Genomic DNA, 19,971 nt, shown 5'->3' on the forward strand with positions numbered 1-19,971 from the left:
ATCATTCCTGTTCATGACGGGCGAGGCGTTGGCCGAGTGCCAAGCGCAGGCGCGCGGGTAACGCCCCTGCCAGGCGCAATACCAGGGTGAAAAGACCGGGGAAGTTGATTTCCAGAGGCTGCCGGGGCAGGCGCGTGGCGATATGCCGCGCGGCGCGCTGTGCAGTCCACAGCTGCGGCATGGGGAAATCGTTGCGACGGGTCAGTGGCGTGTCGACGAAGCCAGGGCTGACCAGGGTGACCGCGATCCCCTCGCGAGCCAGGTCGATTCGCTGTGACTCCACCAGGTAGCGCACCGCAGCCTTGGACGCACCGTAGGCGCCGGCGCGGGGCAGGGCCAGCCAGGTCACCGAACTGCCCATTACCACCAGGTGGGGGCGCTGGCCGGTGCGAAGCAAGGGCACGGCCGCCGCCAGGCAGTAGCTGACACCCAGCAGGTTTGTGCGCATTACACGCTCAACCAACGCAGGATCGAAGTGGCCCGGCTCCAGGTATTCGCACGTACCGGCATTGAGAATGGCCATGTCCAGCCCACCCCAGGCTTGCTCGATCCGCTCGGCGATCGCGGCGACCTGCTCCGGGTTGTCAAGATCGCCGATGGCCAGTAATACCTGCCCGGGAAACTGTTCGGCCAGAGGGGCAAGGCGATCGGCATGACGCCCGCCCAAGGCAACCTGGTGGCCTTGCTCCAGCAGGATGTGGGCGAGTGCGGCACCGATACCGCTGCTTGCGCCGGTCAACCAGCAGCGGCTCATGCCAGCCTGCCTTTGAGCCAGCGGATTGCACCACCCATGAGGGGGAGGTGTTCATAAAGCAGGGCACCGGCGTCGAAATAGTCCTGGTGAAAATGCACGCGGTCGCGCCAATGCAGGCAGCTACAGCCTTGCAACGTGATCGGCTGACCCCGGGCCAGGCGTGGGTGGCAAAACTGCAGTGTCCAGCGCAGGTAGCCCTGCCCGGGCCTTACCTCGTCGGCGCTGGTGATGGCATAGCGGATATCCCTGGCGTTGGCATACAACTGCTCGAAATAGGCGCGCAGGGCCTGCAGCCCCTGTATGTGATGCAGTGGGTCACGAAAGGTGACATCTTCGCTGTACAGTTCTTGCAGCGTGTCGAGGTTAGCCCCATCGAGGCTGGCGAAGCGCTCGGCGAATTGCTGTAGGTATGCTGACATGCTGGGCTCCAGGCAATCCTGTACAAAATGGGTTTGTTGTACAGGTATAGCTGAAACTCAAGCATTAATCTATACAGCTAGAAGATCTTGTATAGGTTTTTGTCAGCCCTCGGTCTGGCCCAGTTGCCCGCGTAGTTCAGCCACTTCAGCCTCCAGCTCGCGTACCTTTTCTTCGGCGAATATCTGCGCTGTGACGTCACGCTGAATGCCGATGTAGTACGTCAGCTGGTCCGCTTCGTTGTACACGGGCGTGATGGACAACTCATTCCAGAACAGGCTCCCGTCCTTGCGGTAGTTGCGCAGCACCTGGCAGCAGGGGCGGCCTTCACGGATCGCCTCGCGGATGTTTGCCAGTCCTTCCTGGTCATGGTCCTCGCCCTGAAGAAAACGGCAGTCCTGATAGAGGATATCGTCGGCGCGATAGCCCGTGAGGCGCTCGAAAGCGGGGTTGACGTAAATCAGGATGCTTTCAGTGCCTTCCTGCTCGGCGACGACGATGCCATCGTTGGAATGCTCGACCATCAGTTGCAGGAGTTTCGCGGTGATCATAGGGCCCACCTACTGGCGTTTCGTATGCGATATGCGCAGCGTAGCTTCTGTGCAGAAGGTATCGGCGCTGTTTGTTGCATGATGAACCAAGGCGGCTCGCCGCAGAAGGTGCATATGGGTTTAGAATGGCCTACCACTCGGATATCCCCTCGTTATGACTGACGCTACCCCACCCGATTTGCTACCTATGCGCGATGTTGTCAGCTTGACCGGCATCAATCCGGTGACCCTGCGTGCCTGGGAGCGGCGCCACGGGTTGATACGCCCGCAGCGTACCGAGGGTGGCCACCGCCTGTACACGGCGCGGGACGTTCAGCGCATACGCGACATCTTGCGCTGGACGGCAAACGGCCTGTCCGTCAGCAAGGTCGGTGATCTGCTCGCCGCCCAGCCTGAGGCGTCTGTGCAGCAGCATTCGGCCTTTGACGATTGGCGCGCGGCCGTTGCGCGTGCAACCAAGGCATTCGATCGGCCGGCACTGGAGGGGATCCATGGTCAGTTGTTCACACTCCTGCCCAAGGCCACCGTGCTGCGTGACGTGCTGATGCCAGTGTGGCATGACCTGGCTTCAGGCTCAGCGCCAGGCCAGCGTAGCCAATGGTTGTTTCTCGACACATTCTTGCGCGCCCGCTTGTTGCTGCGTCTGCAAATGAACCAGGTCGACGCGCCGCAGGTTTTGCTGGCCGGTAGCGAGGGGCAAGCCGAACTCAGTGTGTTGTGCGCCGGGCTCCTGTTGAGCAGCGAGCTACAGCGCATCGACGTGCTCGGTTGCGGGCAGCCACTTGAAGAGCTCCCCATCGTGTGTGCGGCCATGCAGCCTGCGGCACTGGTGATAAAAGTCCAGGCGCCGGTGAACCCCGCCTTGGCCAAGCGCTTGCGCTCGTTGCAGATGGAAATCGCATGCCCGCTGGCCTTGATAGGCGAGGGGCTGGCCGATTCGCAACCCGTCCTGGGCGGAATCCCGCTATGCCTGCTGGACGAGGGAGGCGCTGACGCCGCGCGCATGCTGAACGCCTTGCATCGCGGTGCCCTTGACGTTTGACCCGGGGGGTTGCCCCGTTGCCTTCGCTTTGTCGTAGGGTACGTATGGCGTCATGGCTGAGGCAGGCATCTCACATCTCGACCTGAGTGCCAAGCTCGATCACTCGGTTAAGCGGCAGCTGGAAGTACTTGAGATTGCTGTTGGCATTCTTGAGCAGGAATGCGAACAGGTGCTCTCGCCAGCGCGCCATGCCCATCTGCTTGCCTGCGATGACGGTCTCACGGCTCAGGAAATAAGTCGTTTGCATAGGGCCGAACTGGAGTTCAGCTTGCTGGCATCGGCTCAACGCCAACGGCACGTTGGGCTCCTCCATGAAGCCAAAGTGCAGGTTCATGCGGAAGAATCCCCCACCAAATGCCTCGACCTCACAGCGCTGGCCAGCGCTGACCCGTGGCTCATCCTCAAAGACCACGGTCAACAAGACCACCTGCTCATGCAGCACCTGGTTGTGCAGCAGGTTATGCAGCAGCGCGTGGGGGACAGCTTCGGGCCGGGCAGAAAGGAAAACTGCCGTACCGCTCACCCGGTGCGGCGGCTGAGCCTGCAGGCTGGCGATGAACAGATCCAGAGGCAGTGAACTCTCGTCCAGCCGCTCGACGATCATCCGGCGCCCCCGCTTCCAGGTGGTCATCAATATGAAAAGTGCCACGCCCGCGATCACCGGGAATGCACCGCCCTGGAGGATCTTCGGGGCGTTGGCGGCAAAATACAGGCTGTCCACCAGCAGGAACATGAGCAATGCAGGAATCGCCAGCCAGCGTGGCGTCTTCCACAGCAGCAGGACCACCGCCGAGGCCAGCAAGGTGGTAATCAGCATGGTGCCGGTTACCGCAACGCCGTAGGCCGCCGCCAGCGCGCCGGATGACTCGAAGCCGATTACCAGCAGCACTACGCCGACCATCAGCGCCCAGTTCACCATGCCGATGTAAATCTGCCCTTGCTCCTCGCTGGACGTGTGCTGAATGAACATACGCGGCACATAGCCCAGCTGAATGGCCTGGCGCGTCAGGGAGAACGCGCCGGAAATGACCGCCTGGGAGGCGATGATGGTGGCCAGGGTGGCCAGCCCTACCATGGGTAGCAGTGCCCACTCAGGTGCCAGCAGGTAGAACGGGTTGCGGACGGCTTGCGGATTGCCAAGGATAAGCGCGCCTTGGCCGAAGTAGTTGAGCACCAGCCCGGGCAGTACCAGCATGAACCAGGCGCGTGCGATGGGTTTGCGGCCAAAGTGCCCCATGTCTGCATACAACGCCTCAGCACCCGTGAGCGCCAGTACCACCGCGCCAAGGATGGCGACGCCCATACCTGGATGAAGCAAGAAAAACTTCACCGCCCAAATCGGGTTCAGCGCTTGCAGCACCTCGGGCCGCTGCACGATGCCATAGATGCCCAACGCACCGAGAACCACAAACCAAAGCACCATCACCGGCCCGAACAGGATGCCTATCCGTGCGGTGCCGTGCTTCTGGATCAGGAACAGCGCCACCAGCACCACCACTGACAGCGGCACGACCCAGTGCTCGATGCCGTCAAAGGCGAGCTGTAACCCCTCTACAGCCGACAACACCGAGATTGCCGGTGTGATCATGCTGTCGCCATAGAACAGCGCGGCGCCGAACAGACCGAGCAGCACCAGTATCTGGCCAAGCCGCTTGTAGGGCGCCGCAGCACGGTGCGCCAGCGCGGTCAGGGCCATGATCCCCCCCTCACCCTGGTTGTCGGCCCGCAGGATGAACAGCACGTACTTGAGTGAAACCACCCAGATCAACGACCAGAACACCAGCGACAGCACGCCAAGCACCCCGGCGGTGTTGGCCTGTACGCCGTAATGGCCTGCGAATACTTCTTTGAGGGTGTACAGCGGACTGGTGCCGATGTCGCCGTAGACCACACCGACGGCGGCGACGAGCATGCCGATGCCGGTAGTTTTGCTGGGATGGGGGTGGTTTGCTGCGATGGCGGTCTGGGTCACGAACTGTTTCTCTGCACGGTCGAATAGATGCGCATGCCATCCCTGAGCATCGCGCGATCAGTATCCATTCAGGTAAACCGTCTGGTCGTAAAAAAGGCGTAAAAAAATGATCCTCTCAGTTCAGTACCGCTCCACGAGCTGGCAGCCGTTAGCGCGGTGTGCGAACCTCAGAGCAGGATATAGTCGCTGTATTGACGCGACCCGCCATGTTCACCTTCGATCAAGTGCACATAGCGCCCGCCCACCAGGTCGACTGGCAGGCAATCGTCAACTTCCAGTACTGCATCGGTATGCGGCTTGCGCCAGCCTGCCTGCATGCGTTGCTTGCCCAGTTGCTTGGCCTGGGCCTTGTCCCTCGCCACTATCAGCAGGTAGCGGTGCGCCTCGCCAAATACCTGCGGCTCGTAGCCGCCCAGGTTGATGAAGAACAGCCGCGGGTCATCCGGGCCTGGGGCCAGCTGGCTGAACGTGACACGGTAGTGATCGATACCGTCAACTTCCAGCCACGAGTCGATGTGCAGGCCTGCACGGCTGCCGAACCAGCCTTCGCGCAATTGCGGGTACGCTTGCTGCAGGGAATCTGCCTGCGCGAACAGCACATCGTGTACCTCGATACTGGCCCGTGGGTGGCGGCCACCGAGCATGACTACATACAGCATGAGCAATTCCTTGAGGTGGCAGAAGACGCGTTATTCTGCGGGTTGTACAGGGTTTCCCATTTGCGCCACACCCGGGCCTTGGTTGTACCTAAGGTATTTTCGTCGTTGACCCATGCATAGACGATGACCTTGGACCTTGAGTCGTAGCGAAAGAACAGCCGAAAGCGCCTGCCGATTTTTGCGCGGCGCCAATGTCTGTAGGCGGTGCCCGGCGTGTTGCCTTGGCGGAACTCATCACGGCCCGGGTCGGCAGGCACAGCCTCCATGATCAGATGGCTCAATGCCCGCGTTGGCGTTGCTCTCAAAACCTTGCAGGTCGTTCTGCTCGGCCCGGGCGGCGGCATCTTGCAATTTGCGTAGCTGTAGAGTCACACCTTCATGGAACAACAGTGTCCAGTCATGTCGCAGCATCAGATCGCGACCTCACCATCGATATCTTCATCGAGGTTTACGCAGTGATTTGCGTTGGCGAGCATGGTTTGCGCCAAGCCTTTCGGCAAAGTGGTGAGGTTGCGGCCTCCTCGGATATCAGCCTCCAGCAAACCCAGGAGCGCTCCGATGGCAGGATCTTCGTGGGTGGTTTCTACGCGGCTGACCACGATTTCACCCCCACGTACGTCGAATGCAATCTTGCCACCAGCGTCAATGCCCAAAAGCTGGCGAACGGATTTGGGCAGTGTGACCTGCCCCTTTGAGCTCAACGTGGCGATTTCGTGGATGGCAGGCATGAGCGTTCTCCCGGATATACAGATTGAACGGTAAGGAATAATCCTTACATGGTCAGTCTTGGTTTTATGCTGATCAGGCACAAGTAGGGTTAAGGCTCAGAAATTTAACAGAATGAGTTTCACCGCTTCCCGGGCCGCGACGGCCCAGATGATCGATGCATTTTCGCTGACAGGCATGGGGTGTTCAGTGTCCAGCAGGCTTGGGCTTAGGCGTAGACGAGGGCGACGGCGAAGCGCCTGGGAGGGTTTCCGGAAGCGCTACCAGCACCAGTATGAAGGCGGCCCCGGCAATGGCCGCCAGGGTCAGGAATGCCGTATCGTAGCCAGCGTTCTGGACTACCAGCCCGGCAATCCCAGGGCTCAACGCAGCACCCACCCCGAATACCGCCGTCAGCGCGCCGAGGCTGACATTGAATCGTCCGGTACCTTCGGTCAAGTCCTTGACCACGATCGGGAACAACGCACCGAAAATGCCCGCGCCGATGCCGTCGAGCAGTTGCACACCCACCAGCCAGAACGGGTTGTCGGAAACCATGTAAAGCACACCTCGCAGCGGCAGGATGAGAAAGCCGGCCAGCAGGAACGGCTTGCGTCCCCAATGCTCGGCCTTGGCCCCTACCAGCAACGCCATCGGCACCATCACCAACTGCGCCGCGACGATGCAGGCAGAGGTGAGCGGCGTGGCGAGGCGCAGATCAATCTGCGACAGCTTCTGGCTTACCAGCGGTAGCATCGCCGCGTTGGCCAGATGGAACAGCGCGCAACACACGGCGAATACCAGCAGGGTGCGGTTGTGCAGCAGCAGCTTCAACCCGGCAGGGTGGTCATCACCCCCGGGGCCGTGGTCGAGGCCACGTGCCAACTGGTGGTCGATGGCTGCGGCGTCTAACTGGGCCACGGCCACGATGCTGGCCACGGTCATGAAGGCCATCAGGTAGAACACCACCACCGGGCCGAACAGGTAGGCCAACCCTCCTGCCAGCAAGGCCGAGCAGGCATTGCCGGCGTGGTTGAACGTTTCGTTGCGGCCCACTCGGCGTGTGAATGCCTTGGGGCCGCTGATGCCCAGCGAGATGGCGGCGATTGCCGGCGCGAATACCGAACCCGCCAGGGCACCGACCGCCTGCGTAATGGCCACTGCAGCGAATGACGATAGCCACGGCAGTAGCAGGCAACTACCGGTCACCAGCAGGGCGGCGGCGACCACCACTGCGCGCTTGGCCTTGGTGCTGTCGATCAGCGCTCCGGCTGGCGTTTGCGCCAGCAATGCCGTGATGCCCGCCAGGCTCATCACCAGGCCGATTTCGGCCGGTTGCCAATGGTGCACGGCAAGCAGGTAGATGGCCAGGTAAGGGCCGAGCCCGTCGCGCACGTCGGCCAAGAAGAAGTTCAGCCAGTCCAGAGCGCGCCGTTGTGAGGGGAGGGGCTTTGTGTTCAAGCACGATACCTCGGACAAGCCAAATGCGTGATTGGCAATGGCAAGCCCCGCTATCAGGCAAAGCCGATGCTCACCGTTATCTGTGAACATTGACTGTGAAGGCGAGTGACAGGTTCCGGCTGGCTCGTACTGACCTCTGGCCCTCCAAATTTCGGGCGTCTGACACGGGTTCAGAGGAGCCAAGCGGATAAAATCGTAGCGCTGCGATTAATAATCCAGTAGGCTCTCTGGAAAAATCGTAGCGCTACGATTTTGCTTCGTAGCGCTGGTTGATCAACCCTCAGGAGGTCGCCATGTCCACTGCTGTCACGCCCCCCACCTTCACCCCTCTGCTGAAACGGCAATCTGCACCGCTCGGTACGTGGCTCATGTCTGCATCGCCCAGCACGGCAGAAGCGCTGGGTTACGCAGGCTTCGACTGGCTGCTCGTGGACATGGAGCACGTACCGATCGAGTTCCGCGACCTCTGGCACATTCTGCAGGCCATCCAATACACCGGTGCGCAGCCGATCGTGCGAGTGGCCGCCAATGATCCGGTGCTGCTCAAGCGCGCACTGGACCTGGGGTCGACCAATGTGATGGTGCCGTTCGTGGAGAATGCCGAGCAGGCCAGAGCAGCAGTCAGCGCGGTCAAGTATCCACCGATGGGCACTCGCGGCTTCGCAGCCGTGCACCGCGCCAGCCGCTACGGCACCTGGAAGGGCTATGGCCAGCAGGCCAATGATTCGGTGTGCTGCATCCTGCAGATCGAGACCGCCACCGCGTTGGCCAACCTCGAGGAAATCGCAGCCGTGCCGGGTGTCGATGCGCTGTTCCTCGGCCCAGGTGATCTGTCCAGTGTCTGTGGCCATATCGGCAATCCGGCGCACCCTGATATCCAGGCCATGATCAGCGATGCGATCGTGCGCTGCAAAGCCATCGGCATGCCCATCGGCATCGTCGGCGGCACGCCGGAGCTGGTCGGCAGCTACCTGGAGCAGGGCTACGCCTTCGCCGCCGTGGCCTCGGATATGGCGATGATGATGAGCAAGGCCAATGAACTGCTGGTCGCCCTGAAAGGCCGCCAGGCGCCCGAAGCGGTAGCGACAGCCTACTGACCGCTACCGTTGCACCCAGCGCAGGCTACCTCCGTGTTGCGGTAGCCGATTGAGCATCCCTACAAGAACAACAAACCGGCGCCATCGCGCGCCGGAAGGACTCTCGATGAATCAGGCACCCATTTCCGGCCACGTCGCGGCCAGCACCGCGGCAACAGCGACGCCTTCACGCACGCGCTACTGGATCATTCTCATCCTGTTCCTCGTGTCGACGCTGAACTACGGCGACCGCGGCATCCTGTCGATCACCGGCTCCGCCATCCAGGGGGAGTTCGCGCTCAGCCCGGTGCAGATGGGCTGGATATTCTCGGCGTTCGCCTGGGCCTATGTGCTGGGCCAGTTACCCGGTGGCTGGCTGCTGGACCGCTACGGTTCCAAGCGCACCTATGCCGTCAGCATTTTCTGCTGGTCGCTGCTGACGTTGGTCCAGGCGTTCAACGGCGGCTCGAACGTCAGCCTGGTGGTGACGGCATTCTTTGCCCTGCGCTTTCTAGTGGGCCTGGCCGAAGCGCCTGCGGCACCGGGCAACAGCCGGATGGTCGCCTCATGGTTTCCGGCCAGTGAGCGGGGCACGGCTTCGTCGATCTTCAACTCCGGCCAGTATTTCGCGATCGTGCTGTTCGCGCCGATCAGCGGCTGGCTGATCCACGCCTATGGCTGGCGTTCGGTGTACCTGATGATGGGCGTGCTGGGGTTCATCATGGCCTGGGTCTGGGTACGCAAGGTGCATTCGCCCCTGGAACACCCGCGTATCAATCAGGCCGAGCTGGACTACCTGCGTGAAGGCGGTGCGGTGGTCGACATGGATGCCCACCTCGGCAAGCAGCGCAAAGCCGACGGCGCACTGAAACTGCCTGCGATCCTCAAGGGGTTGCTGACCAGCCGGATGATGGTGGGGATCTACATCGGCCACTACTGCTTCTCCACCATTACCTACTTCTTCACCACCTGGTTCCCGATCTACCTGGTGCAGGAGCGCGGCATGTCGATCCTGCAGGCCGGCTTCCTGGCCTCGATCCCGGCGATCTGCGGTTTCGTCGGCAACCTGCTTGGCGGCCTCTGTTCCGACGGCATCATGCGCAAGACCGGCTCATTGAGCCTGGCGCGCAAGGTGCCGATCATCGTCGGGCTGCTGGCCTCCACCAGCATGATCATCTGCAACTACGTGTCCTTGCCCTGGATGGTCATTGCGATCATGGCGTTCGCCTTCTTCGGCAAAGGCTTCGCCTCACTGGGCTGGGCGGTCATGGCCGACGCCGCGCCACGGCAGGCCGGAGGGGTGACGGCCGGGCTGTTCAACACCTTCGGCAACATCGGTGGCATCACCACCCCCATCATCATTGGCTTCATCGTGCAGGCCACCGGTTCGTTCAACATGGCACTGGTGTTCGTTGCGGCCAATGCGCTGCTGGCGATGTTCAGTTACCTGGTGGTGGTCGGCCCGCTGCGTCGCCTTGAACTGACCGCAGCTATACCTGGCAAGAGAGAGAATCGTGATGTCTGATGCAAGACCGTGGGTGCTGACCGTTGGCCCACTGCTGCCTGCCTTGCAGTCACAGCTTGAGCAGCACTATCGGCTACTGGATCTGTGGCGCTGCGATTCGCCTGCCGCGCTGCTGGCCGAGCAGGGCGCACACGTGCAGGCAGTGGTGACCACGGGAGTGCACGGTGCCAGCGCGAACCTGATCGAGCAGTTACCGGCCTTGCGCGCCATCGTCTGCTTCGGTGTGGGTACCGACGCCGTCGACCTGAAAGCAGCCAGCGCCCGGGGTATCCAGGTCAGTAACACACCGGATGTGCTCAACGATTGCGTGGCCGACGCCGCCATGGCCCTGCTGCTGGCCGTCGCCCGGCAAGTGGTGGTGGCTGACCGCTTCGTCAGAGCCGGGCGTTGGGGTGCAGAGCGCTTTGGTCTGACCACCGCGCTGGGCGGCAAAAGGTGCGGCATCCTTGGCATGGGGCCGATCGGCCAGGCCATTGCCCGGCGTGCCAGCGCCTTTGGCATGCAGGTGAGCTATTCGAGCCGTAGGCCAAAGCCGCAGCTGGCATACGCCTACCACGAGTCGTTGCTGGCACTGGCCGAGCGCAGTGATTTCCTGGTGCTGGCTGTGCCCGGTGGCACTGCCACCGACGGGCTGGTCAACCAGCAGGTGCTGGAGGCACTGGGCGCCAATGGGATGCTGGTCAACGTGGCGCGGGGCTCGGTAGTGGATCAGCCTGCCCTGATCGAGGCGCTGAGCAACGGCCGGATTGCCGGGGCGGCACTGGACGTGTTTGCGGATGAGCCGCACGTGCCTGCCGCCTTGCGTGAACTGGATACGGTTGTGCTGTCGCCGCATGTGGCCAGTGGCACCCAGGAAACACGTCAGGCCATGGCCGACAGGGTGCTTGCCAACCTGGCAGCGCTGTTTGCCACCGGCCGGGTGCTGCACCCGGTGCGTGAGGGCGCGCAGTGATGGAGCTGTGGCAGCATTTTGGTTTCATGTTGTGTGTCGTGGTCGCCACCTTTGCCCAGAACGCCACCGGCTTTGCTTTCGGCCTGTTGTTGCTGGGGCTGACGGGCATGTTAGGCCTGGCGCCCATGGAAACCGTGGCGAACGTGAGCTCGATTCTGACACTGGCCAACGCGCTGGTCATGGTGCGCAAGTGGCCGGAGCTGCCGCGCCGCCTCGTACTGCTGGTGCTGGCCTGCAGCCTGGTGGGCGTCGTGGGAGGCGTGCAGTTGCTGTCATTGCTGGGTACGCATGAGCGAGACCTGCTGGAGATCATCCTCGGCATCACCATCATCGTCTGCAGCTTCATGCTGGTGCTGCAGTCCCAAGGTCGCCAGCAGATGTCGGGGCGGGTTGGTTTCGCCTTTTATGCCAGTGTTTCCGGGGTGATGGGCGGGCTGTTTTCCAGCGCCGGGCCGCCGTTGGTCTACCAGCTCTATCGCCAGCCACTGGCCGTGCAGGTCATCCGCGACACGCTGATCGTGGTGTTCGCGGTCAATGCCTTGATGCGCCTGAGCGTGGTGGTGGCGACACACCGGTTCGAGCTGCAGGCGGGCTACCTCGCACTGGAGGCATTGCCGATCGTGTTCCTGCTGACCTGGTGGATGCGCCGCCACCCGTTGGCCATTTCACCGCGGGTGCTGCGCCTGGCGGTGTTCGGCCTGTTGCTGCTGGCAGGCGCGAGCCTGATCGGCAAGGTGCTGGTGGCCGCTTAGCCTGGCTGGTGGTACTGCGTGCGCCTGTTACTGGCGCACACTGCTCTCGCGCACGACCAACTCGAAGCCCAGGTCAACGACCTGGGGTTGATCGGGGAGGGTGCCCGCTTCAATCCAGGTCAACAGCTGGCTGGCCACGGTCCGCCCGATCTCGGCAGGGTAGGGGCGTACGGTGGTCAGGCGCGGCGCGCTGAGCTTGCTCAGTGGCAGGTCGCCAAAGCCGGCGATCGCCAGTTGTTCCGGCACGGCAATGCCGCGGCGCTGGGCTTCGAACAGTGCCGCGATGGCCAGCACATCGTTCGAGCAGCACAGCCCTTGTGGCCCGTCGCCGTGGCGGGCGATTTCATCGAACACTTCGCTGAGCTCGGCCTGCGAGGTGTTCTGTTCCAGCGCGATCACTTGCGCGGTCTGCCCCTTGTCGGCCAGCCACGCAGTGAACCCTTCGGCACGCTGACGGGCGCGGTGGTCGAGGTGCATGCGCGTGCCGACATAGACGAAACGCTCCAACCCCTGGGCATACAAGTGCTCGGCCAGGGCCGCGCCGACGGCCTCGTGGTAGAAGCCGACTTGCAGGTGGAACGGGTCGTTGCCCAGCTCCCACATCTGTGCCACCGGAATGCCGGTGGCTTCGAGCAGCGGGCGGGCGGCAGTGTGGTCACTGCCGGTGACGACAAGGGCCGACGGCGACCAGGACAAGTGGGCGCGCAGCAGTTCCAGCTCACGTTCCGGGTCGTAGTCGCTGTTGCCGATCAGCAGCTGGTAGCCACGGCTCTCGAACACTTCCTGCATGGCGCTGAGGGTTTCCGAGAAGAACGCGTTGACCATCGAGGGCACGATCACGGCGACTGTCCGGCTGTGGTTGCCTGCCAGTGCGCCGGCCAGACGGTTGATGGTGTAGCCGGTGTCGGCGATGGCCTGGCGGATTCGCTCTGCACGTTTGCTGGAGACCGCTTCGGGATCACGCAGAAACAGCGAAACCGTGCTGGGGGACACCTTGGCCTGTTCAGCAACCACACCCATGGTCACCCGGCTGGCTCGGGGGCGGCGTGCTTCGCCGATGCTGATTTCGCTGTCTGATCTGTCGCTCATCGCCACCTCATTTTTCGAAGGCAAAAGCATGCGAGCGCGGCGATGCCAAGTCAATCGCAAAAGCGCCTCGTTGACCCACAGGTGTTCGTTTTCGAAAATCAGTGTGTCATTTCGAATAAAATCGTAGCGCTACGATTTTGCCTGCGATAAGCTCATCGGGTAATTTTGCAGCGCTGCGATTTTGCCGTTGCAACGCTGCCCAACCCGCGTTGGAGAACAAATATAAAAATGAGCACTTCCCTTTTTACCTTCCTGAGCATGCTGTTTTTCACTGTGCTGGTTGCAGTGATCTCCTATCGGTTCACCCGCCAGGCCAAGGACGTCGGCGCCCATGGTTACTTCATGGCGAGCGGCGGCCTCAATGGCTGGTTCATTGCCGGCTCGATGATGCTGACCAACCTGTCGATCGACCAACTGGTCGGCCTCAATGGTGACTCTTACGCCCACAACCTAAGTTCCATGGCTTGGGAAGCGACTGCTGCCGTTTCGACGATCGCCCTGGCCCTGTTCTTCCTGCCACGCTACCTGCGCGGCGGCTTTTCGACCCTGCCGGAGTTCATCGAGAAGCGTTACGACCGCACCACGCGCCGGGTGGTCAGCGCGCTGATGGTTGCCACCTACACCTTGGTGCTCAACCCGGCCTCGCTGTACCTGGGGGCGATCACCTTCAACCAGATCTTCGACCTGCAGGGCATTCTCGGCTGGTCCTACCCGGCCACCATCAGCCTGCTGATCGTCGCTACCGGGGTGATCGGCGCCGCCTATGCGGTGCTGGGCGGGCTGCGGGCGGTGGCGGTGTCAGACACCATCAACGGCATCGGCTTGCTGGTGGTGGTGATACTGATTCCGATCATCGGCCTGTGGACGCTGGGGCAGGGTGACGTGTTGTCCGGTGCTCAGACCCTGTTGCACGACAACCCACAGAAGCTCAACGCCATTGGCGGCAGTGAAGACAAGGTGCCGTTCGGCGCGGTGTTCACCGGGATGATCTTCGCCAACCTGTTCTACTGGTGCACCAACCAGGCCATCGTGCAGAAGAGCATGGCCGCCCGAAACCTGGCCGAGGGCCAGAAGGGCGTGCTGCTGTCGGGTTGCCTGAAGCTGCTGGTGCCGCTGGCCATGCTGATGCCTGGGGTGATCGCCTGGCACCTGTTCCGCGACCAGCCACTGGCCAACTCGGACCTGGCCTATCCGGCACTGGTCGCGGCGCTGATGCCCTGGTGGATGAAAGGGTTCTTCGTGGCGGTGATCTTCGGCACCGTGATGAGCCATTTCAACGCGATCATCAATGGCACGGCCACGCTGCTGACCTATGACTTCTACAAGTCGATCCGGCCCATGGCCTCGGACGAGGCGCTGGTGCGCTTCGGCAAACGCGTCAGTGTGATTGCGGCACTGGTGTCGCTGGTGGTGGCACCGATGCTGATGTACACCCCGGAAGGCATCTATGCGGTACTGCGCCGCTTCACCGGCTTCTTCAACATGCCGATCATTGCCATCATGCTGTTCGGTTTCTTCAGCGCCCGTGGCGGTGCGACACCGGCGAAACTGGTGCTTGGCCTGCATGCGGTGTGCTACGCGGTGCTGGTGCTGGGGCTGAAGATCGACACACGCCTGGGCATCAGCTTCATCCATGTCATGGGCATCATGTTCGCCATCGAGATGGCCTTGCTGGTGCTGCTGCGCAAGCACTTCGACCGCGCTACCCCGTATGTCTCGCCGACCCCTGCGCGCACCGTGGACCTTACCCCATGGCGACATGCCGGCAGTTTCAGTGTGGTGCTGTTCGCAGCCCTGGTTTCCATCTACCTGACCTTCTCACCGCTGGGGGTCGCCCGTGTCGGCGGACCTTCCGGCCTTTACCTGCCGCTGCTGGCGCTGACCTGGCTGCTGGCCTTTGCCGGCGTTGCCCTGTGCCGCCGCCGTTTTCGACACCTGACTGTCACCCATGCCCTGCCTGACTATGAGACCAACCCACGATGAATAGCGTATCCATCCCCCAGAAGGTGAACCTGCACCAGGCAGGTGAGCAGATCCGCCTGGAAGTGGACGGGCGCCTGCTGTGGTGCCACAGCCCGCTGCAGCCGGCGGTGTTTGCCGGCTTCGGCGAGGCCGATATTGAAATGCAGCGCGGCAATTTCCGCATCCGTGACTACGTGCAGGAGCGGGTTGCCCTGCGCCACGCCCGGCTCGATGCGCAGGCGGGTCTGATCGAGCTGCGCGCCTGGGCCGAGGGGCCGCTGCTGCTGACCCTGCGCCTGGACTGCCAGGGCGAGCGCGTGCGCCTGCTCATGCAGGCGCCGCAGCCAGGTTGCAACCGCCTGTGGCTGCGTCTGCCGGCCGAAGCGGATGAGCAGGTCTGGGGCTGCGGCGAGCAGATGTCCTATCTGAACCTGCGCGGACGCAACTTCCCGCTGTGGACTTCCGAGCCGGGCGTAGGCCGGGACAAATCGACCTGGCTGACCTTGCAGGCCGACAACGAAGCCAATGCCGGTGGTGACTACTACCACACCAATTACCCGCAACCGACATTCATGTCCTCGCGCCGCTATTGCGCGCACCTGGTCACCTGCGCCTATGCCGATTTCGACTTCCGCCAGGGCGATTTCCACGAGCTGCAGGTGTGGGCGATACCGGAGGCGCTGGAATTCTTCGTCGGCGACAGCTACATCGATCTGGTCGGTGCGTTGAGCCGCTATTTCGGCCGCCAGCCACGGCTGCCGGAGTGGGTGCTCGACGGGGCGATCCTCGGCCTGAAGAACGGCCGAGAGCATGCGGAGCAGCACCTGAAGACCGCGCTCGAAGAGGGTGCGAAAGTCAGCGCACTGTGGTGCGAAGACTGGGAAGGGTTGCGCATCACCTCGTTCGGCAAGCGCTTGTTCTGGGACTGGCAGTGGAACGCCGAGCGCTACCCGGACCACCAGGCCTGGGTCGGCAGCCTGCATCAGCGCGGATTGCGTTTCCTCGGCTACGTGAACCCTTATCTGTGCAATGACGGCCCACTGTTTGCCGAAGCCCAGGCAGCTGGCTACCTGGCCACCACTGCCGAGGGCGCTACCTACCTGGTCGACTTCGGCGAGTTCCTCTGTGGGGTGGTCGATTTCACCCTGCCGGCGGCGGCGCAGTGGTTCGAAACCCGGATCATCGGTCAGGAAATGCTCGACAAGGGGCTGTCAGGCTGGATGGCGGACTTTGGCGAGTACCTGCCGATCGATGTCAAGCTGGCCGGCGGTGCTGACCCCATGCTCGAACACAATGCCTGGCCGGTGCGCTGGGCCGAGGTCAATGCCCGCGCCATTGCCGCGGCTGGGCGCACGGGGGATGCGCTGTTCTTCATGCGCGCCGGGTACAGCGGGGTGCAGGCGCACTGCCCGTTGCTCTGGGCGGGTGACCAGTCGGTCGATTTCAGCCGCCACGATGGCCTGCAGACAGTGATCTGTGGCGCATTGTCTTCAGGCCTGCTGGGCAATGCCTATCACCACAGTGATATCGGTGGCTACACCAGCCTTTATGGCAACTGCCGTACCGCCGAGCTGTTCCAGCGCTGGGCGGAAATGGCGGCGTTCACCCCGGTGATGCGCACGCACGAAGGCAACCGCCCGGACCAGAACCTGCAGTTCTGGCAAGACCCGGCCACCCTGGCGCACTTTGCCCGCATGACTCGGCTGTTCGCCGGCATGAAACCCTATGTCGAAAGCCTGATGGATGAAGCCCAGGCCAGCGGCCTGCCATTGCAGCGGCCACTGTTCCTGCATCACGAACAGGACACCGGCTGCTATGGCGTCCAGGACCAGTACCTGTATGGGCGCGATCTGTTGGTGGCCCCCGTGCATGCCGAGGGTAAAACGTACTGGAGCGTCTACCTGCCGGCTGGCGAGACCTGGCAGCACTGGTGGAGCAGCGAGCGCTTCGAGGGCGGCCAGCGTGTCGAGGTGGCGGCGCCACTGGGGCAACCGCCGGTGTTCAGCCGGGTGGGCAGCCGCTGGCAAGCCTTGTTCGAGAGCCTGACCGTGCTCTGATCCGGCACGGCTACCTGGATTTGTCCCAATGCGCGCCTGCCTTGGCAGGCGCGTCGGCCCACTGCGGCCATGAAAGAGCGCTGCTGACATGAATAACAAGAATCAACGTGTCCTTGGCTTCACCCTGCTGGCCAGCGTCTGCGCGCTGCCCAGTCATGCCGAGCCGATCGTGTGGAAGGCCGGCAACCTCAGCATCAACCCCTACGGTATTCTCGATCTGAACGTGCAGACGGGCTCGTTCAGCAAGACCGCCCCCGACCACACCATGGTCTCGGACGGCAACCTGCAGGCCTCGCGCTTCGGGGTAAAGCTTGACTATGCCCTGGGCGACAGCGGTTACGCCCTGCAGGCGTTTGGCGAGCGCGGGCTGGTACTGCGCAGGATCTGGAAGGGCGGGCAGGTCTCGACCAACCGTGGCTATGGTGCGGGCGTGAGTGGCCCGTTCGGCTCGGTGGCCATGGGGAGCCTGTACATGCCAATCTACTGGGTGTTCCTGGATTCGGACGTGGCCTTGTACGGGTTGTCGAACATGGCGGCGATCATGAGCCTGGAGCACACCGCGGTATTGGGCAAAAGCGGCACCGGCGGTTTCTACGACACCACGGTGCGTTACCGCTCGCCTGAAGTGAACGGGTTTTCCACCGAGCTGGGTTACTCCTACGGCAATTCCAGCATCGAAAACGGCCCCAATCAGAATCGCACCAGTGGCTTCAACGTGCGCTATCGCAATGGCTTCACCAAGCTGGGTTATGGCTTCAACCGCCATGAGTCGGCCCCCACCGAAACCAGCAGCGAGCTGTATACCCAGACGACCCACGTGGTGTCGGGCAACTACCAGTGGGGCGGTGTGATCTGGGGCGCCAACTACATGTATACCGAGCGTGATACCGACGCACGCTGGTTCGCCTCGGCGAAGATGGTCAATGCCAGGATCGTCCTCGACGAGCACAATGACCTGACCTTCGGCGTTTCTCAGCGTATCGGCGCAGCCGGCGCCCGGGCCTGGGCGGCTCATGCCGGCTACATCTACTCGTTCAACCCTAATACCCAGCTGTATACCTATGTGTCCCACATCAACAACAACAGCCACTCCACCCAGGGTTTCTCGCTGCTCAGCGAAGACTACCCGAGCGTGGCGGCCGGCTATGACCCTTGGGCAGGCACCTTGGGTATTCGCTGGAGCTTCTGAGTCTTGATACCGATGAGTCACACCGTGCACCCGCTGCTGAAACTCACCTGCGGTGCCTTGAGTGCCGGGGTGTTGCCAAGCCTTGGCGGCGCGCTGGGTTACCTGCGCCTGGGCCGCTTCGAGCTGTTGCGCCCTTGGGACGGTAGCGACAGCGTGCGGCGCAGCGCCTGCTATCCGCTGGTGCCGTACTCCAACCGGATCGCCCACGGGCGCTTTAGCGCCAACGGCCAAGCGCAGCAACTGCGCGGCAACTTCGGCGACCATCCGCACCCGCTGCACGGCCTTGGCTGGCAGCGGGCATGGCAGGTCGATGGCCACTCGCCGCAAAGCTGCAGGCTGAGCTTGCGTCACACCGCCTGCGGCATCGATGCCGAGGATTGGCCGTGGGATTTCGTTGCCTGGCAGAGCCTCGTCCTGAGCGAGGAGGGGCTGTACCTGCACCTGGGGCTCACCAACCTGGGTGAGCAGCCGATGCCGGCAGGGCTTGGCTGGCACCCGTACTTTGAGCGCCAGGGTGAGCTGCAGCTGGGCTTTAGCGCCGCGCAGGTCTGGCAGGCCGGGCCGGATGGCCTGCCGCTCAAGCGCACGGCGCTGCCCGAGGCCTGGGACTTCAGCCAGCCCCGCGCGGCAGGTGCAGTGGGCCTGGATAACTGCTTCGAGGGCTGGGATGCTCGCGCCAGCCTGTATTGGCCCGACGCTCAGGTCGGCCTGCGCCTGCAGGCCGGCCCAGGGCTTGGGCACCTGGTGGTGTTCACGCCGCCAGCGCCTGCGGATTTCATCGCGGTCGAGCCGGTCAGCCACCTGAACAATGCCATCAACTTCCCTGAGCCCACGGCGCACGGCCTGGTCTGGCTGGCGCCGGGGGCGTCGATCGAACGTGAGTTGCGCTTGCTGCCTGCCAGCGGCAACCTGGAGAACCTTGCATGAATGAAACGTTGAACTGTGTGGTCCGGCAGCCGTCGGAGCTGGGCGAGTGCCCGGTCTGGTCGGTCCGTGAACAGGTCCTGTACTGGGCCGATATCCTGGCCGGGCGGCTGCATCGCCTTGACCCTCGCGATGGCAGCGTGAGCACACTGCAATTGCCCGAGGAACTCGGCTGTTTCGGCCTGCGCGAGCAAGGCGGCTTCATTGTCGCGCTGCGCAGTGGTATCTACCTGCTCGATGCCCAGGGGCAGCTGGGCGAGCGCCTGGCCGAGAACCCGACGGGCGCCGAGTACAGCCGTTTCAACGATGGCCGCGTCGACCCCTGGGGGCGCTTCTGGGCCGGCACGTTGTGGCAGCCGCGTGACCGTAATGGCGGGCAACTGCTGCGGGTCGATGCCGAGCATCGCGCCCAGGTCATGGCGGGCGATGTGATGGTGTCCAACGGCCTGGCCTTCAGCCCGGACCGCGCGTGGGCCTACCACAGCGACACGCCGAACCATGTGCTTTACCGCTACCCACTGGATGAGGATGGCCAGCCCGGCCCACGGCAACTGCTGCGCGAGTTTGCGCGGGGCAGCGGCGGGCGTCCTGATGGCGCGGCTTTTGACAGCGCCGGTTGTTACTGGAGCGCGCAGTTCGACGGCGGCCGGGTGTTGCGCCTGAGCCCTGACGGGCAGGTGCTGGACGAAATCCAGCTGCCGACGCGTTGGCCGACGATGGTCGCCTTCGGCGGTGAGGACCTGCGCACGCTGTACATCACCAGTTCCCGCGAAAACCGCAGTGCCGAAGAACTCGCCGACTGGCCGTTGTCCGGCTGTGTGTTCGCCACCCGGGTCAATGTGCCCGGCTGCGCGGAACCGCTGTTCGCAGGCTGAACCTTTCCC

18 protein-coding genes and 1 pseudogene are annotated in these 19,971 nt (G+C 63.0%); 10 read left to right on the forward strand and 9 right to left on the reverse strand.

The genetic code is table 11. The annotated features are described in order from the left end of the window. Nucleotide 1: 1 nt before the first annotated feature. The 3 genes from CKW35_RS02685 to CKW35_RS02695 form a co-directional block, all read right to left on the reverse strand. A complete protein-coding gene (locus tag CKW35_RS02685) occupies nucleotides 2-754 on the reverse strand; it encodes an SDR family oxidoreductase (protein WP_016486286.1) in 753 nt (250 codons plus the stop codon). Further along, nucleotides 751-1,173 carry a nuclear transport factor 2 family protein gene (locus tag CKW35_RS02690; protein ID WP_095114970.1) on the reverse strand — a complete coding sequence of 141 codons (423 nt, stop codon included), beginning with the start codon at nucleotides 1,171-1,173 and terminating at the stop codon, nucleotides 751-753. The genes CKW35_RS02685 and CKW35_RS02690 overlap by 4 nt, the downstream gene beginning before the upstream one ends. A 102-nt stretch (nucleotides 1,174-1,275) precedes the next feature. After that, nucleotides 1,276-1,722: a PAS domain S-box protein gene (locus tag CKW35_RS02695; protein WP_016486288.1), complete on the reverse strand. Its 447-nt coding sequence runs from the start codon at nucleotides 1,720-1,722 to the stop codon at nucleotides 1,276-1,278. A gap of 154 nt (nucleotides 1,723-1,876) precedes the next feature. Here CKW35_RS02695 and CKW35_RS02700 point away from each other — a divergent pair, with 154 nt between their 5' ends. Further along, on the forward strand, nucleotides 1,877-2,764 hold the full coding sequence (locus tag CKW35_RS02700; RefSeq protein ID WP_095114972.1) for a MerR family transcriptional regulator: 888 nt from the start codon (nucleotides 1,877-1,879) through the stop codon (nucleotides 2,762-2,764). A gap of 70 nt (nucleotides 2,765-2,834) precedes the next feature. On the opposite strand, the gene CKW35_RS02705 is transcribed toward CKW35_RS02700, so the two are convergent. The 5 genes and pseudogenes from CKW35_RS02705 to CKW35_RS02725 all read right to left on the reverse strand — a co-directional run bounded on the left by CKW35_RS02705 (nucleotide 2,835) and on the right by CKW35_RS02725 (nucleotide 7,651). After that, on the reverse strand, nucleotides 2,835-4,676 hold the full coding sequence (locus CKW35_RS02705; protein WP_049870375.1) for a potassium transporter Kup: 1,842 nt from the start codon (nucleotides 4,674-4,676) through the stop codon (nucleotides 2,835-2,837). A gap of 227 nt (nucleotides 4,677-4,903) precedes the next feature. Beyond that, nucleotides 4,904-5,395, reverse strand: a complete 492-nt coding sequence (locus tag CKW35_RS02710) for a DUF1543 domain-containing protein (RefSeq protein ID WP_016486291.1) — start codon at nucleotides 5,393-5,395, stop codon at nucleotides 4,904-4,906. An 89-nt stretch (nucleotides 5,396-5,484) separates the two neighbouring features. Next, a pseudogene (locus CKW35_RS02715) lies at nucleotides 5,485-5,806 on the reverse strand (type II toxin-antitoxin system YhaV family toxin); the annotation flags it as partial. After that, nucleotides 5,806-6,123 (reverse strand): type II toxin-antitoxin system PrlF family antitoxin, encoded by a 318-nt coding sequence (locus tag CKW35_RS02720; RefSeq protein ID WP_095114974.1) that lies wholly within the window; start codon nucleotides 6,121-6,123, stop codon nucleotides 5,806-5,808. The pseudogene CKW35_RS02715 and the gene CKW35_RS02720, both read right to left, overlap by 1 nt. Before the next feature lie 184 nt (nucleotides 6,124-6,307). After that, on the reverse strand, nucleotides 6,308-7,651 hold the full coding sequence (locus CKW35_RS02725) for an MFS transporter (RefSeq protein WP_232248835.1): 1,344 nt from the start codon (nucleotides 7,649-7,651) through the stop codon (nucleotides 6,308-6,310). Between the two features lie 239 nt (nucleotides 7,652-7,890). Here CKW35_RS02725 and CKW35_RS02730 point away from each other — a divergent pair, with 239 nt between their 5' ends. The 4 genes from CKW35_RS02730 (at nucleotide 7,891) to CKW35_RS02745 (ending at nucleotide 11,866) form a co-directional block, all read left to right on the forward strand. After that, nucleotides 7,891-8,658, forward strand: coding sequence for a 2-dehydro-3,6-dideoxy-6-sulfogluconate aldolase (locus tag CKW35_RS02730; protein WP_033731983.1), 768 nt, complete (start codon nucleotides 7,891-7,893; stop codon nucleotides 8,656-8,658). A gap of 106 nt (nucleotides 8,659-8,764) precedes the next feature. Beyond that, complete coding sequence (locus CKW35_RS02735; protein ID WP_095114978.1) at nucleotides 8,765-10,162, forward strand: MFS transporter; 1,398 nt, start codon at nucleotides 8,765-8,767, stop codon at nucleotides 10,160-10,162. Beyond that, nucleotides 10,155-11,114, forward strand: a complete 960-nt coding sequence (locus CKW35_RS02740) for a 2-hydroxyacid dehydrogenase (protein ID WP_016486297.1) — start codon at nucleotides 10,155-10,157, stop codon at nucleotides 11,112-11,114. Before CKW35_RS02735 ends, CKW35_RS02740 begins: the two co-directional genes overlap by 8 nt. Then, complete coding sequence (locus CKW35_RS02745) at nucleotides 11,114-11,866, forward strand: TSUP family transporter (RefSeq protein WP_016486298.1); 753 nt, start codon at nucleotides 11,114-11,116, stop codon at nucleotides 11,864-11,866. Before CKW35_RS02740 ends, CKW35_RS02745 begins: the two co-directional genes overlap by 1 nt. Before the next feature lie 27 nt (nucleotides 11,867-11,893). On the opposite strand, the gene CKW35_RS02750 is transcribed toward CKW35_RS02745, so the two are convergent. Next, complete coding sequence (locus CKW35_RS02750; RefSeq protein WP_016486299.1) at nucleotides 11,894-12,955, reverse strand: LacI family DNA-binding transcriptional regulator; 1,062 nt, start codon at nucleotides 12,953-12,955, stop codon at nucleotides 11,894-11,896. A gap of 228 nt (nucleotides 12,956-13,183) precedes the next feature. Between CKW35_RS02750 and CKW35_RS02755 the strand changes: the two genes are divergently transcribed. The 5 genes from CKW35_RS02755 (at nucleotide 13,184) to CKW35_RS02775 (ending at nucleotide 19,962) form a co-directional block, all read left to right on the forward strand. Next, nucleotides 13,184-14,938: a solute:sodium symporter family transporter gene (locus CKW35_RS02755; protein ID WP_016486300.1), complete on the forward strand. Its 1,755-nt coding sequence runs from the start codon at nucleotides 13,184-13,186 to the stop codon at nucleotides 14,936-14,938. After that, nucleotides 14,935-16,974, forward strand: coding sequence for an alpha-glucosidase (locus CKW35_RS02760; protein ID WP_095114980.1), 2,040 nt, complete (start codon nucleotides 14,935-14,937; stop codon nucleotides 16,972-16,974). The genes CKW35_RS02755 and CKW35_RS02760 overlap by 4 nt, the downstream gene beginning before the upstream one ends. A gap of 88 nt (nucleotides 16,975-17,062) precedes the next feature. After that, on the forward strand, nucleotides 17,063-18,163 hold the full coding sequence (locus CKW35_RS02765; protein ID WP_016486302.1) for a porin: 1,101 nt from the start codon (nucleotides 17,063-17,065) through the stop codon (nucleotides 18,161-18,163). A 12-nt stretch (nucleotides 18,164-18,175) separates the two neighbouring features. Next, nucleotides 18,176-19,090 carry an aldose 1-epimerase gene (locus CKW35_RS02770; protein WP_095114982.1) on the forward strand — a complete coding sequence of 305 codons (915 nt, stop codon included), beginning with the start codon at nucleotides 18,176-18,178 and terminating at the stop codon, nucleotides 19,088-19,090. Continuing rightward, nucleotides 19,087-19,962, forward strand: coding sequence for a 6-deoxy-6-sulfogluconolactonase (locus tag CKW35_RS02775; protein ID WP_016486304.1), 876 nt, complete (start codon nucleotides 19,087-19,089; stop codon nucleotides 19,960-19,962). The genes CKW35_RS02770 and CKW35_RS02775 overlap by 4 nt, the downstream gene beginning before the upstream one ends. Nucleotides 19,963-19,971 lie beyond the last annotated feature (9 nt).

Source organism: Pseudomonas sp. Irchel 3F3 (assembly GCF_900187545.1).
Lineage (GTDB): Bacteria > Pseudomonadota > Gammaproteobacteria > Pseudomonadales > Pseudomonadaceae > Aquipseudomonas > Aquipseudomonas fortuita.

Coding starts and splice junctions, on each gene's coding strand:
- CKW35_RS02695 (WP_016486288.1), bottom strand. CDS start 1,722: ATGATCACCGCGAAACTCCTGCAACTGATGGTCGAGCATTCCAACGAT.
- CKW35_RS02725 (WP_232248835.1), bottom strand. CDS start 7,651: ATGTTCACAGATAACGGTGAGCATCGGCTTTGCCTGATAGCGGGGCTT.
- CKW35_RS02710 (WP_016486291.1), bottom strand. CDS start 5,395: ATGCTGTATGTAGTCATGCTCGGTGGCCGCCACCCACGGGCCAGTATC.
- CKW35_RS02690 (WP_095114970.1), bottom strand. CDS start 1,173: ATGTCAGCATACCTACAGCAATTCGCCGAGCGCTTCGCCAGCCTCGAT.
- CKW35_RS02745 (WP_016486298.1), top strand. CDS start 11,114: ATGGAGCTGTGGCAGCATTTTGGTTTCATGTTGTGTGTCGTGGTCGCC.
- CKW35_RS02720 (WP_095114974.1), bottom strand. CDS start 6,123: ATGCCTGCCATCCACGAAATCGCCACGTTGAGCTCAAAGGGGCAGGTC.
- CKW35_RS02750 (WP_016486299.1), bottom strand. CDS start 12,955: ATGAGCGACAGATCAGACAGCGAAATCAGCATCGGCGAAGCACGCCGC.
- CKW35_RS02685 (WP_016486286.1), bottom strand. CDS start 754: ATGAGCCGCTGCTGGTTGACCGGCGCAAGCAGCGGTATCGGTGCCGCA.
- CKW35_RS02700 (WP_095114972.1), top strand. CDS start 1,877: ATGACTGACGCTACCCCACCCGATTTGCTACCTATGCGCGATGTTGTC.
- CKW35_RS02765 (WP_016486302.1), top strand. CDS start 17,063: ATGAATAACAAGAATCAACGTGTCCTTGGCTTCACCCTGCTGGCCAGC.
- CKW35_RS02735 (WP_095114978.1), top strand. CDS start 8,765: ATGAATCAGGCACCCATTTCCGGCCACGTCGCGGCCAGCACCGCGGCA.
- CKW35_RS02755 (WP_016486300.1), top strand. CDS start 13,184: ATGAGCACTTCCCTTTTTACCTTCCTGAGCATGCTGTTTTTCACTGTG.
- CKW35_RS02740 (WP_016486297.1), top strand. CDS start 10,155: ATGTCTGATGCAAGACCGTGGGTGCTGACCGTTGGCCCACTGCTGCCT.
- CKW35_RS02760 (WP_095114980.1), top strand. CDS start 14,935: ATGAATAGCGTATCCATCCCCCAGAAGGTGAACCTGCACCAGGCAGGT.
- CKW35_RS02705 (WP_049870375.1), bottom strand. CDS start 4,676: ATGCTCGTCGCCGCCGTCGGTGTGGTCTACGGCGACATCGGCACCAGT.
- CKW35_RS02775 (WP_016486304.1), top strand. CDS start 19,087: ATGAATGAAACGTTGAACTGTGTGGTCCGGCAGCCGTCGGAGCTGGGC.
- CKW35_RS02770 (WP_095114982.1), top strand. CDS start 18,176: ATGAGTCACACCGTGCACCCGCTGCTGAAACTCACCTGCGGTGCCTTG.